Origin of the sequence: Paraprevotella xylaniphila YIT 11841 (assembly GCF_000205165.1) — a bacterium.
Lineage (GTDB): Bacteria > Bacteroidota > Bacteroidia > Bacteroidales > Bacteroidaceae > Paraprevotella > Paraprevotella xylaniphila.
Window position 1 is genome coordinate 1 of the sequence record NZ_GL883811.1, and the last position, 13,742, is coordinate 13,742.

The following is a 13,742-nucleotide window of genomic DNA, read 5'->3' on the forward strand; positions in this document are numbered from 1 at the left end:
AACCCGTCCAACTTTTTGGGGGCACTTCAAACTCCATGCAAGAAGGATTCTTTTTTTAGGTAAAGAAATAAAAGAGCCTTGTTTAGAACAGCTTTTCTGGGTATTCTCCTGCTGCTACTAAGGAGGCAATCTTTTCTACTGTGGCTTCACGGTCGGCTGCGTATGTTACACCGAACCATTTGCTGGTAGTGTCGAGCACTTCTACCGTAGCGGTACCTTCGTTGATGAGCTTATTCACCATCAGCGGGATGAAGAACTCGGCTTTCGGGTTTTCCATGTTCTTCGGATTACTCAGGAACTCTTTGAAATATTCTTCGCTATGTTGGAAGTAGTCGGGAGTGAAGCCCCACATGTTCATGCTGACCGGTACGTTTTCTTCCAACGGAATCCATTTGCCTTCTTCGTCTTTGTAGCAGATAGGACCGTCCACACGCATGATTTCCGTACGTTCCACCACATCTTTCAAGTGATGATGGTCGTCGTACATGCAGACACCACGTGCTACGGAGCCGTTTTCGCTGAGCGTATTGCAGCAACGGAAGCCCACCATGGCGTATGTGTTTTGGCTGCCTTCCGGCAATTCGCTCAGGAACTTTCCGATGGTGGCGAATGCGTCGCGGCCGTAGAAGTCATCACAGTTGATGACACAGAACGGTTCTTTGATGACATCTTTACCCATCAACACGGCATGGTTCGTACCCCATGGCTTTACACGGCCTTCCGGGCACGTAAAACCTTCGGGCAGCGCGTCCAGACTTTGGAATACCAACTCAGCCGGAATCTTTCCTTCGTATTTTGAAAGGATTTGTGTGCGGAATTGTTCTTCAAAGTCTTTGCGGATGACAAAGACGATTTTGCCGAAACCGGCACGGATGGCATCATAGATAGAATAGTCCATGATGGTTTCGCCATTCGGACCCAGTCCGTCCAATTGTTTCAAACCGCCATAACGGCTGCCCATTCCGGCAGCCAACAAGAAAAGTGTAGGTTTCATATTCGTTCGTTTAAAAGTTAAATATTTACGTTCTGTATTGCAAAAGTAGCTTTTTTATTTGAGACAACCGTCCTTTCTTCTTCCTTTTTTTATGCGGTATATGAGTGTGCAGGCAAACGTTGTACCTAATATGGTATCCCGTAAGTTTAGAAAGGATAACCTACGGCAAAATGGTATCCCAGACTGTCTTTGAATTTCGGCATGTTGTAATAGCCGCTCTTTCCTGTGTCGTAAGGAGCGTGAAGTCCCACTCCGACATCGAAACGCAATACGAGGAAATCGAGGTCGCAACGAATACCCAATCCTGTGCCTAAAGCCAAGTCCTTGCCGAATCTTGAAATGTCGAAAGTTCCTCCCGGACGATTTACGTCTGCATCCAGAAGCCAAACGTTTCCTGCATCCAGGAATACGGCTCCGGAAAGCATAGAAACGATGGGGAAGCGATACTCAGCGTTCATTTCGATTTTGAAGTCTCCCATCTGGTCGATATAGGAATAGGCCGACGCGCCCGGAATATAGCTACCCGGCCCCACGCCTCGGACGGTGAACGCACGGATACTGTTGGCACCACCTACGCTGAAGAGGTCGTTGTAAGGAGCTGCGGTAGAGTTTCCGTAACTGAATATCACGCCGGTTCCCACTCGCGTGGCGATGCTTGTGCGGGGAGTAAGTCGGAATTCTTCCCTGAACTCGGCCAGGAAACGGATATACTGTGCAAAAGGCACGTTGAAAAGTTTCTTGTCTTTTTGGTTGAACGGTTTGCCGAAAGCAGCGTAAATACCGGAAGTGACGTTTCCGCTTTCTTTCACTTCAAAAATGAAAGTACGCGGATTACGTGCTCTGCGCGGACTGGAGTAAGTGAAAGTGTAGCGCATGGAAGGCACGAACTGGTCGCGCATGCTTACGTAGAGGGCCTGGTTGACGTTCATGATAGAGTCGAAAGTAGCGGTTGTACTCAACAGTTCGTCGTAATCCAAGCGGAACGGGACGAATTCGTGTTTGATGGTAGGACGTGCTTGGTAAGTATAGGCTGCCCGTGCGCTCAAAGACACCATGCCGAAATAGTTGGCCCGGTTCATCCATGTAGCATCCAATACGAACGAGGTGCTCGTTTTGGCGCGTCGGGAGAACTTACGTGCCCCGGGAAATATCAGTCGGGGATAGTCCAATGACAATGAAGTACCGTATTCGTAGGAGTTGATGACGGAACTGCGTCCTTTTACGGTAGAGTTGGTTTGCCATTCGTATGAACCGTGTACTTCGAATTTCAATTTTTCAGCACCCCGGAAAGCATTACGTTTGGACATGCTGAACGAGAGGCCCGGCCCAATCTGCCCGTTGCTTTTAGAGGTTACCTTTGTGGTGAACTCCCCATCGTAAGGTTTGTCCAGGATTCCAGTAATTTCGATGTCGAGCGTATCGTTGAGCGCAGTGGTGTCACGCGGAACGTATTTCAGGTTTACCGTGCTGAACACATTCATTTCGGAGAGTTGCTGTTGTACGAAGCTCATGATGTCCTGTCGGTAGAGCATGCCTTTCCGATAGAACAGGTTGCGTCGTAGGGCACCGAAGCGCAAGGGAATTTTTCCTTTCTTTCCTCCATTATAATATAAGGTGTAGTCGCGAAACCGTAGCGTGTCGGTCAGTTCGTAAGATTCATTGTTGAACAGGTTGACGGTGGTTCGTCCAAGGTAATACCTTTTGTTGGCCGATGCAGGAATGCCGTCGGCCGGCACGACTTGCAGTTGTACGAATCCCGGTCGCTGTATGGTGTCGGCACGGTAGGTAATGTATTCTGGTTTATAGTAGAAATAACCGGAATTACGGAACATGTTATAAATACGTGTTCTTTCGGCATCGAGATTGATTACGCTGAACGGATCACCGCTGAAAAGGGTACGTTGCCGGAACGTTTCCCGTATCAGGCTGTCGCCCACAGCCGGAAAGCGAAGGTAGGCTATGGAGTCCAGGCGAAACAAGTTGCGCGGTCTGATGGTATAGCTGATTTTGGCCTTTTTGGGGTTCTTTTCCGGTAGGATTTCATAATCCACGGTGCCGTTGAAATAACCGTAGTTCCTGAGGGTGTTTTGTGCCACGAGTGCACGGGTCTTCGGGTTGACGGTGCTGATGAAAACCGGAGTACCTGCAAATGTGTCGAACAGCCATTTTGCGAAGCGTGACTTCTTACCCACCAAGGCGTTGTATATCCACAGTCCGGTGGGGAACGGAATACGGTAGGACGAACTTCCGAAAAGAGCGTTGTTGGGGGCGTAAGCCAGTGCCGCATCCACTTCTTCCTTCGCCGTTTCATACGCCTCTTCTTCGATACGTTGCACGGCGGCGATGGAATCCTTTTGCTCCTGTGTCAATTCCTCTTTCCGTTTCAGCACGGACAAATCTCTTTGTGTGAGTAAGTCGTCTACCGCTTTGTAAGCATCGGCAAGAGAGGTAATGACTCCCTCTTCCTCCTTTTGTTTGGCCTTTTTCTTGGCTTTCTTTTTCGATTTTTGGCCATAGTCTATTTCCTTGATACCGGTGTACAGAACCTCTTCTTCGGGAAGGTTCTTGGTCGTTGAGCAACCTGCGGCCAAACCGCAGCATAGGATAATGCCACAATATATCTTCAGTCTTGCCTTCATCATTTTTTCTCTTTTTCGTGTTGAGGTTCATTCTTTTTTCTGTTCTTGAAGATGAACAGTTCCCCTAAACGTGTCATTTTGCGTCTTAGTACGAGACCGGCTCCCATTTCGGTGATTTCGCCTTCCAACAAAGATTCATAACTCTTGTCATAGAATAGGGTGACATAACGAGTGGCACTCTTGTCCAAGCGGTATTCTAACGATACATTGTCTATTAATGACTGGCCGGTATTTTCCACATTCTCGCCCGTAGACACTTTGCCGCCCACGATGATGCTCACGCGGTTGCCCCAGAAGCGTTTGGCAAAGCGGAATGAATAATCCGTGCGTTCCGTTCCCTCGGCCGTAGTTTCTTGGTCTACGCCGAGGCTCAAGTCTATGGTTTCAAGAGCCTTGCCTGCAATGTTGGTGATTTCGCTTTGCAACAGGGCATTCAGGGCATTGGTCGTGGAGAACCCTCCGCTTTCATTATCCCCCAACAAGTACATGCCGGTGGCCAACATGGTGACGGCCACTTTCCCGCGCTCCTCTATCGACATGGCTGCGAGTTGGTTCTGCACGGTCATGTCTTCGGGGGCGGCGATGGTGAATTCCAAGCCCATGTTTTCCAACGTACGCGTGATGGACAGCCCCACTTCGAAGGAAACGGTGCGCGGGGTATCGTTTTCCGTTACGGTGGCACGCATACGTTCGGATGCCGAGATGTTCAAAGTAGGATTCAGGATAGGTCCGTTGAAATCCACATAACTGCCCGAGGCGATGGTGAATGTCTTCAAAGGGATAACCGGAAGTGAGTATTTCATTTCTCCGTTCAGCACCGTATAACGTCCGGTGAGCGTCAGTTCTCCCTGCGGAGTATAGTTCATGGTCAGCTCGCCGCCACCTTCCAGGTCCACGTATTTGGAGCGGTCGGCACTTAGCAGGCAGTGTACCTGTGTACCCTGGTCTATGCTGATTTGCATCATCACGTTCATGTTCATGGGCTGTACTTCTTCCTGGGTTGCCACGGTCGTAGTATCGCTGAAGTCCACGAACGTGACCAGACCGCTCAATCGGTCTTCCGATGAAAGCGGCGTGTCTTTCAGCACGTATGTCACATCGGTGCTTCCCAATACCCCCAAACGTCCGTTGATGTTGATATTGTTCAGATTCCCGGCCATCCGTGCATTGACATCCACGTATACTTTTCCGTAGGCTGATGCCTGTTGGGTACGTTTGGCGTTGATAAGTTCGAAGTTGGATGCATTCATTTTCAGGTCGAGCAAGATATTATCGAAGTTGGCGAAATCCACTGTTCCGTCGAACACGAGCGGGTTCTTTCCTGTGGAATATACGTTCAGCTTGTCTAAATTCAGGTGGCTTTGCCTTACTTTGATGGTGTCATCCTCCAGACGCAGGTTCAAACTGTATTCGGACGACGTTATTTTCATGGCTTTGGTGGCCAACCATCCTTCTACGACGGGACGGTCGGTCGGGCCGCTCACCTTCATGCAGCCGTCGGCCATTCCGCCTAACGCTGCCATTTGGGCCGGGACAAAACCGTTGGCCAACGACAGCGGGAACTCAGCCAAGTCCAAGTCCGCCTCTATCGTTCCGCTTTTGCCGTTGTCCTTGTAAGCTCCTGAAAGCGTAAGTACTTCTGTTTCATTGTGCGAGATACGTGCATCTACGAAATGTGTCCCGTCGTTGTTAGGCAGATAAACCAGTCCCAGTCCGATGTTTCCCAAAGGGGCTTCTTCGTATGCCATGTTTTCGACTGAAACGTCTGCTACGACGGACAGGTTTTCCTCCGTTTGTATCAAGTGGGCATCGGTTTGCATTAATCCGGAGATACGGGGTGCGTATGGAATGACGGCAGTCAGTTCCTTTAGGTTCACATGGTTCAGGTTGACAGACAGGTCTTGCAAGGCTTCCGGATTGGGCGTCGAGTAAACCCTGGCTCCCGTGCCGTCGTCGGCAAGCATATTCACATCCGCTTCCACCCGTCTGTCATTTCCCAGGAATATGTAGTTATCCTCGTTGATATCGAATTTTCGATAGGCGATAATCGGATGAATTTGTGAGAACACGACCTTTATGCCATTGTCTTGCACGTCGGCTCTCAGTCCCAGATCCACTCCTTTTTTACGCTTGTCATCCAAATAAATCAGATTGATTCCCGCTCCGGTGGAGTGCAGATAAGCATTCAGCCGGGACTCGAATACGAATTGTTTGTTCTTAGGGCCGTTTCGTACCCGTCCATCCATTTTTACGCCGGTCGTATCCTGAAAGATGTGCATCTGTATCGTATCCAGTAAGATGCCTCCTGCATTCATCGTGTAAATATGGCCGCCTCCGTTCAGGCCGATTTCAGGGTCGGCGTTCAGGTTTAGCTTCAATTCGTTGAGAGAATATCCCATGGCCGTCAGATAGTTGGCTACGGGATTGTTTTTCCCCGATTCCATATTGAGTGTCATGCGTGGCAGGAATATTTTGAGTGAATCCTGGTTCAGGTGCCGGCGTTGCATTTGTTGGTCGGCCACGGCCATGAATTCTTCACCTTTCTGCATCAGGGTTTCGTATCCGTCGCGTCCGTCAAGATGCAGTTTGAAGTCGCCGGCCGAAATGTCGGCATACGTGGTGTCCGGAAGAGCCAGCACATTCATGGCCAAATCTTTGGGGCGGAATACCGAATCTAGCATCATGAGGGATATGTCCGATATGGTTCCGTGTACCGTATGGGCGTTTTTTAGGTTCGTACTGCCGTCCATGTGCAGGCACATACCCGCCTTGAACGGTTTGTCAGTCAGTCGCAGGGCATACAGGTCGATGCTGCGCATATCCATACTGAAAGTCAGGTCGGTATTATGTCGGCTTAGCAGCGCGTCGATTCTGGAGCGCATATCCAATAGCGGGTTATGGCTGTCGAGCGCGACGTGACCGTTGCCTTTTTGCAATCCGGCATCCAGTTTGATGTCACTGAGATGCAGTTGTCCGTATTGCAGGCTTTCCAATGTCATGTCGGCCTGCATCCGGGTATGTCGGCTGAAGAAATCCGTTCCGACGCCCTTGGCAGATGCCGTGAGGGACAGGCCGTACAGGGAATCTTTGGGTAAGAAATGACGGAGTTGCAGGTCCTTTATGGCCAGTTTTGCCTGGTAGGCCATGCGTGCTGCGTCGAATCTTCCTTTTACTTGCACGCTTCCTTTTCCTTCCCTTAAACGGAGGTCGGCGGTGTATTTTTGTCCGTCCAACCCCACATTTCCGTCCAGTCGCATCGGGGGCAGGGCTATGTCTTCCAGAGCCTCTTCTCCGGCCAATGCCCTCGCAAAATCGAGATTGCGTGTACGCAGGGCCAGATTCACGTGGCCCGACCTTCGTACGGAGTCTGTCAGCCGGAACATCTTTCCGTCGGCTTTCAGCTCGAAAGCGCCGGCCAACCGTGCTTCTGCGGTCGTGAGGTTCAGCGTATCCAGATTCCCGTCGGCCGATAACCGTAAGATGATGGGGGAGTTGGGATAAGCCTTGACAAAGGCAGGGGGCAATCCTCCGGCAAACAATAATACGTCCTGTTTGCCCAGTTCTCCCATAAGCCGGGCGGACATTTTCCCTTGGGGCTGTTCGGCTACGGAGGCAAGGTCCATGTCAGCCTGTGTCCTGATGTAAGAATCCGGGGTGCGGAGTACCAGTCCGGATACATGCAGGGAAGTAGAATCCATATTGAAGTGCCCTGTCAGCGAACGGATTTCCAGACCGCTTTTTTCTTTCATGTGCGTTTCGCGTAACGCCAATGAAAGTCCTAAGGTATTTCCGTCGAATGTGATACTGTCGATGCCCAAACCAATGTCCCCGAGTGCAATATGGTTGACATCCAGGCCTTCTGCGGTTTTCTCGTATGGCAGGTCGTAGAATAGCGAATCGGCCTGCAAGTCGAAAGTTTCCACTGTGTACAGGGCTTGTCCTAAGTCTATGAGACCGTTCCGCAGGGTCGCCGCAAGGATTCCGCCCGAAACGGTCATGCTGTCGCCCGGCATGCTGAACCGTACCCGGGTGCGTGCCAGATCCACTTGCCCAAGGGCGATTTTCCAGTTCACTGGCGAACTGGCGGTCGTATCTTCCGTCGTGGAATCGGTCAGAGCGATGGCCACGTCGGCATCCGAAAGCAGGGCCGTATTCACCGTCACCATTTCCTGTGGGATTTCTATACCATGGGAGTTTATAAAGAAGCGTCCTATGCTACCCTTGATTTCCACCCCGGCAATCATGGATTTGGTGTTGACTGCGGCACGGGTCAGTTCGATGCCTTCCACGTCAATTTCCCCGTGGAGCAGGGACGCGAAACTCAAATCCACGTTCAGGCGTTCTACGTCCAACAGGCTGTCGTCCTGCCCGTCTTTTATCTGTACGTCCTGCAAGTCGATATCGAAAAGGAAGGTCAACCGCAACCGGCCCACATGCACTTTCATGCCAGTGGTCTCGGACAGATAGGCCGTAGCCTTGCGTACGGCAAAATCTTGTATGGGAGGAAGATAAAGCAGTGTAGCCGATATGAAGAATAGTATGATGGGGGTGAGTAAAATGCCGATTACCCATTTCAGGATTCTTTTTTTCATAATCTCAGTTATAGTGTACTACAAAGGAACGGCTTTTTTTTGAATTCGGGAATATTTTTTCACTAAAATAAAACAAAAACTCCCCATATTCATTATTTTTGCAGGATAATAATCGTCATCCGTCGGTTGCATGAAATTGAAAAGTATGATTTATATCGCGTGCTGCATGACTGTAATGTCTTGCGGTCCGCAAAAGAAGAAAGCAATGGAAGAGACTGAAGTACTGATAGAAACCTCTATGGGCGACATGAAAGTGAAGTTGTATAACGATACGCCCAAGCATCGTGATAATTTCATCAAGTTAGCCCGGGCAGGGGCGTACGACAATATTTTGTTTCATCGTGTCGTACGAGGCTTTATGGTGCAGACCGGAGACCCCGCTCTCAAACCCGGGGGAATGAAACCGGCCGTGGATACTGCGGCCTACCGTTATACGATTCCGGCGGAGATCCGTTATCCGCACCATTTTCATAAGAAAGGCGCATTGGCGGCAGCCCGTATGGGGGATGACGTGAATCCCGAAAAGGCCTCCAGCGGTACACAGTTCTATATCGTGACGGGGAAGGCCTATACGCCAAGTTCGTTGATGGAGCTTTATTCTGCCATTTACCAAAGCCGGGTGGATACGCTTTACGAGGAACTTTCGCGAGGGCATCTCAAAGAAATGTACCTGATGCGCCGTCGTGGCGAAACCGAAAAACTGGAAAGTCTGAAAGACTCTTTGTTGCATGAGGCGGAAGCAAAGGTAGCTGCCCATCCGCCTGTGCCGTTTAACGAGGCGCAGAAACAGGCCTATACCACAGTAGGCGGTGCGCCCCATTTGGATGGAGAATACACCGTGTTCGGCGAGGTGGTGGAAGGGCTGCAAGTGGCTGAGGCCATAGAAAAAGTGCGTACGGCAAAAGAGCGTCCTTTGCAGGAGGTCGTGGTACGCAAGGTGACGGTATTGGAATAACCGTCAACCGTATTTCACGTACCCTAAACGCGTATATTTTACGCCCCGGCTCTCGTAATGCCCCATGACGCGGGCGGAGAGCGTGATGTCCATGCCGGGTGAAAACTGGCGGCTGAAGCAGCTCAAAGCTTTGGGCGTCTGGCTTTTTCCGGCCGCTTTTTCGGTGAAGATATAACGGTTTCCTTGGCTGTCTGCGGCCAAAATGCGTTGGTCGATATAAAAGTCTGGCTTGTAAGTGTCCACTTGCTGCTTGACGAATAGGATTTTCAAGCGGAGGGCTTCCAGTTTTTCTCCTATCTCCCCGATGTAACGGCTAGGCGAACGGTAGGCAGGCCGTCGCGGGGGACTGAGTTCCGCATGTACCACGGCGAAACATTGTGCGGTTTCTTTCAGTTTCAGGAGCTTTTTCTTTTCCGGCTCGAAGCGGTTGGCCATCCACAGGACGTAGTTCGGGTCGATGTAGTAGACTTCCGCGATGCGTTTGCCCCGGTATTTTCCGAAGGGCAGCGTGTCGTAAGTCTGTTCGTAATAAGGAATGAAAAAAGTATTGTCCACCCACTTCAGGGTTACCTTGCAGTACTTCAGCAAGTCCATAGCTTTGCCTGCGGCCATGACGAATGTATCAGCCAACGTACGGATAAAGAGGGGAGGGCGTTCGTCTGCGAATATGCGCCACAAGGCATAATACCGCCGGTAAGGTGTGGCGATGCTGATGGCATAAAAACCGTTTTCGGATGTCCGTCCGGAATTGAACGCTGCGACGGTAGCCGTGACGCGTGCCATGTCCGTTTCCGGAACCGGTTCGTAGAATCGTATGCTGTTCTTGGTTGCTCCTTTCTACGGCATGTATCACCGTATGCAAATATACAAAAAAAAGAAATCGTTTCCAAGTAATTTTGCAGGGAATAGAGGGTAAAAGGTTGTCATTTTGTTACTTTTTGCATCCCATTTTGGTGATGGAAAACCGTTTTCAGTCCTTTTTAGGTTTTTTGTTTTGAATAAATATCCGTGTACGGAGCCGGTTATGCAACGATATTCCGTATATATGCAATTCATCATGAGGAAGAAAATTTTTCGTTTGCAGGCGAATGAAAAATCATTTGGCGCAGAACGGTTTCACGGGGTGGATAAAAACGGGGACGAATGCCTGGAAAATGGAGGAAAGACAGGAGGAAAAGTCCGTTTTTTCCTCTATTTGGAGACCGGAAAGTGTCGTCATCCGTGTGTCGTTTTGTCATGATAGGCGTGCGGATGCTGACGGGTTTACATGGGGATGCGGACGGTTGGGCATGCCGGGTATCCGGATGAAAGCCGGATAAGGTATCGGCTGACTTTTTGTTTATGGGTAAACGTGCGAGAATGGCGTATTTGCACCGTTTGTCCAGTAGGGCAGCAAATACGCCATTCTCGTGCGCTTGGGTTTGACATTCTGACAGAATGTCAAATTCAGGAAGGAGGGAGCCGGATCCGTTTTCTACCGCTTGTCCCCATGGGGATAGTTGAGGGTTTGTTGCCGCTGCACCAGTGTTTCGGCACATTGGAGCATGGCAAAACCGTATTGCTTCATGTCGCGGAAAGCCGGGTCGTCCTCGGCAGCCTGTACCGACGTGCCCTCCGTGCGGTATCGGATTTCCTGTTGCGTGTCCGGAAAATAAAGGAACAGGCGCGACGAGTCCCTCACGCCGATGAGGTTGTCGGCTGTGAAATACATATATGGACGCTTCTCTTTCAGCAAGTCCACACCGAAATCGTTTTGCACGTAGCTGATATCCAACAGCCCCAAAAGGGTCGGGGCCAAATCCACCTGCCCGCCGTAAGCGTCCACGATGCGCGGGGGTATGTCCCGCCCGTAAATCATGAGCGGGATGTGGTTATACGATTGCGGGCTTTCGCATTCGGGCGTGCCCACCAGTTTGCCATGGTCGCCCAAGAGGACGAATAGCGTATGGTCCGCCCAAGGGCGTTTGAGGGCCTCCGTCATGAAGTTCCGGATGGACCAGTCGGCATATTCCACGATTTGTTCTTCGGTCGTCCGGCTGCGCGGATGGAAATAGGGCGGGATGATGTAAGGCGGATGGTTACTGATGGTGAGCAGGACACTGAAAAACGGTTGTCCGCTCCGGGCCTGCCGGTCGAGCACGGGCAGGGCGTATTGGAACAGGAAGTCGTCTTGTACGCCGAATCCGTTGACTACCTTGTCCGCCGGATAGTTTTCCTGCGAATAAATGTCGTCGAAACCGTTGGTACGGAAAAAGGCGTTCATGTTATCGTATTGCGATTCGTGCGTCATGAAGAACATGTTATGGTAGCCGTTTTCTTTCAGCACGGTGGGCAGGCCGGAGTAGACCGGAATGACGGAACCTTTCATGGCGTTGCGCTTCATCATGGCCGGGAACGAATAGAGCGAGGAATACATGCCATGGTTGGTATGGATGCCGGATGAATAGAAATGGCTGAAGCTGAGCGACTGTTGCCACAGGCTGTCGAGGAAGGGCGTAAGGCTGGTTTCGTGACCGAAAGTTTGCATCAGGTGAGCCGACATGGACTCCATGAGGATGACGACCACGTTCCGGCGTGTCGGCTGGCTGTCGGCTTCCACGCGGCGTGCGATGGGCGAGATGCCGTCCATGCCTTGCCGGCCGAGGAGGGTTTGCACGCGGGCTATGGCTTCGTCTTCCGCCATGAGGTGCAGGCGGCGGTTTTCCTTCCGGTTGTCGTCGATGGCACTGGTCATCAGGTTGAATACCGGATTAATCCCTAATTGGTTCAGGAAGGCATCATTGCAGTAATACGCCTGGCTTACTTTTATGGGGTTATAACCCCGCCGTCCGCGGATGCCGAAAAAGCACAATCCTATAAGGGCGGCTCCGGCCACAAACGTAAAGACGGCGGCTTTCCATTTGTTTACCGGGGGCGCGGCGTTCCGGCTTAAAAGGAAGAACGTGCGCGACAGCCGGAGGGTGATGTAGGCAAAAGCCGCGATGGCTGTCAGGCCCAAGGTGATGGGGAAGTAATAGGACGATTCCCCGAATACCATCCCTGCCGTGGTGTCCATGTATCCGAACCAGTTGAATATGGAGGAATTGATGGGCTTGAAGAAGTAGGCGAAATAAGGGATATTGGCTGCGGAAATGATAAAACACAGCGAATAGAAAAAGATGAAGAAGAACGCAGAGGAGCGGTAAAGCCAACGGGCGGTGTAGCCGAACCATCCGGCTATCCAGAACACCGCCAATGGCAGCAGCAGGATGTAACAGGCGATGACGTTGTCGAACCAGAGGCCGCGCAGGAACGCCATGCTTTGCAAGGCATAGTCTTCCGATATTTCTTTGGGGAAATCATAGTCTGTGGCGATAAAAAGCGCGACACGGAATCCGAAGAAGAACAGCAATGCTACGAGATGTACACTTAAAAGATAACCTATCGAGCGGGTGAAACGCCCGGCAAAAAGTCTTTTCATCATGATGACGAGGATGTTAATTTTCTGTAATTGGTCGCGAATTTAGGAAAAAAGATTGTATCTATATAAAATTAGCCGTTACTTTTTTCTTTTTAAAAGTTGAAAAATGCTTTTTGCCTTGGCAGAAAAGAATTATCTTTGCGTCCGTTATTATAAATAAGTTTGGGAGCGCGTGCGAGGAACGCGAAAAACACTTCAACTATGGACAAGAAAAAGATAATCATCATTGCTTCGGTCGTAGTCTTGCTCCTTTGTGCGGGATTAGGCTACATGGTCTATTCTTACATGCAGGAGAGTGCGGAGAAAGAGGAAATGCTGAAACTGGCGGAAATGGACAAAAGGGAAATGGAAAACGAATATGCCCGTTTTGCCCAACAGTACAGCGAAATGAAAACGCAAATCAACAATGATTCGTTAATCGCCCAGTTGGACAAGGAACAGCAACGGACGGAAGAGCTGTTAGCCGAACTGAAGAAGGTGAAAGCCACCGATGCGGCTGAAATCATGCGCCTGAAAAAAGAATTGGCCACATTGCGCAACATTTTGAAAAGCTATGTGCATGAGATAGATTCGTTGAACCGGGTAAACGAGCAGCTTCGTAGCGAGAACCAACAAGTGAAAGCCCAGTACACCCAGGCAACACAGACCATCACGAACTTGTCCACGGAAAAGGAAACGTTGAGCGAGAAAGTGGCCATCGCTTCCCAACTGGATGCCACGGGAATTTCTATGGTCGGACAGAACAAGCGTGGGAAGAAGGCCCGTAAAGTCAAAGATGTGAAGAAGTTTGTCATCAGCTTCGTCATTGCGAGGAATATTACGGCACAAGCCGGCAACCGGAGTATTTATGTGCGTATTACCAAACCGAACAACGAAGTGCTGACAAGCGGAGGAACGTTTGTCTATGAGAACCGGAATTTGGAGTATTCGGCTAAAAAGGATATCGAATATAATGGAGAAGCTACGCCGGTGACTGTATATTGGGATGTCAATGAGTTCTTGAGCAAGGGTACTTACCGCGTGTCGGTTTTTGCCGATGGACATAATATCGGAAACGCAAGCTTCAACTATGAGAAGTAGAAATGTTGTGGAATATGCAATA

The 13,742-nt window shown here is 50.3% G+C and carries 8 protein-coding genes; 3 read left to right on the forward strand and 5 right to left on the reverse strand.

Annotation, left to right across the window (positions count from 1 at the left end; all coding sequences use genetic code 11):
* Nucleotides 1-82 precede the first annotated feature (82 nt).
* From HMPREF9442_RS00860 to HMPREF9442_RS00870, 3 genes are all read right to left on the reverse strand, one after another.
* Nucleotides 83-994, reverse strand: coding sequence for a nucleotidyltransferase family protein (locus HMPREF9442_RS00860; protein WP_008624251.1), 912 nt, complete (start codon nucleotides 992-994; stop codon nucleotides 83-85).
* A 146-nt stretch (nucleotides 995-1,140) separates the two neighbouring features.
* A complete protein-coding gene (gene tamL, locus HMPREF9442_RS00865; RefSeq protein WP_008624259.1) occupies nucleotides 1,141-3,636 on the reverse strand; it encodes a translocation and assembly module lipoprotein TamL in 2,496 nt (831 codons plus the stop codon).
* Complete coding sequence (locus tag HMPREF9442_RS00870; protein WP_008624269.1) at nucleotides 3,633-8,225, reverse strand: translocation/assembly module TamB domain-containing protein; 4,593 nt, start codon at nucleotides 8,223-8,225, stop codon at nucleotides 3,633-3,635. The genes tamL and HMPREF9442_RS00870 overlap by 4 nt, the downstream gene beginning before the upstream one ends.
* 130 nt (nucleotides 8,226-8,355) lie before the next feature.
* On the opposite strand from HMPREF9442_RS00870, the gene HMPREF9442_RS00875 reads away from it, so the two are divergent.
* Complete coding sequence (locus HMPREF9442_RS00875) at nucleotides 8,356-9,180, forward strand: peptidylprolyl isomerase (RefSeq protein WP_008624270.1); 825 nt, start codon at nucleotides 8,356-8,358, stop codon at nucleotides 9,178-9,180.
* Nucleotides 9,181-9,183: 3 nt separating this feature from the next.
* Here the strand turns inward: HMPREF9442_RS00875 and HMPREF9442_RS00880 are convergent, their stop codons facing one another.
* Entirely contained in the window at nucleotides 9,184-9,963 is a 780-nt protein-coding gene (locus tag HMPREF9442_RS00880) for an exodeoxyribonuclease X C-terminal domain-containing protein (RefSeq protein WP_008624271.1), read from the reverse strand.
* A gap of 305 nt (nucleotides 9,964-10,268) precedes the next feature.
* On the opposite strand from HMPREF9442_RS00880, the gene HMPREF9442_RS00885 reads away from it, so the two are divergent.
* Complete coding sequence (locus HMPREF9442_RS00885; protein WP_008624273.1) at nucleotides 10,269-10,499, forward strand: hypothetical protein; 231 nt, start codon at nucleotides 10,269-10,271, stop codon at nucleotides 10,497-10,499.
* 155 nt (nucleotides 10,500-10,654) lie between these two features.
* Here the strand turns inward: HMPREF9442_RS00885 and HMPREF9442_RS00890 are convergent, their stop codons facing one another.
* Nucleotides 10,655-12,643, reverse strand: a complete 1,989-nt coding sequence (locus HMPREF9442_RS00890) for an LTA synthase family protein (protein WP_008624274.1) — start codon at nucleotides 12,641-12,643, stop codon at nucleotides 10,655-10,657.
* Between the two features lie 198 nt (nucleotides 12,644-12,841).
* On the opposite strand from HMPREF9442_RS00890, the gene HMPREF9442_RS00895 reads away from it, so the two are divergent.
* Complete coding sequence (locus HMPREF9442_RS00895; RefSeq protein ID WP_008624275.1) at nucleotides 12,842-13,720, forward strand: DUF8429 coiled-coil domain-containing protein; 879 nt, start codon at nucleotides 12,842-12,844, stop codon at nucleotides 13,718-13,720.
* The last annotated feature ends 22 nt before the right edge of the window (nucleotides 13,721-13,742 follow it).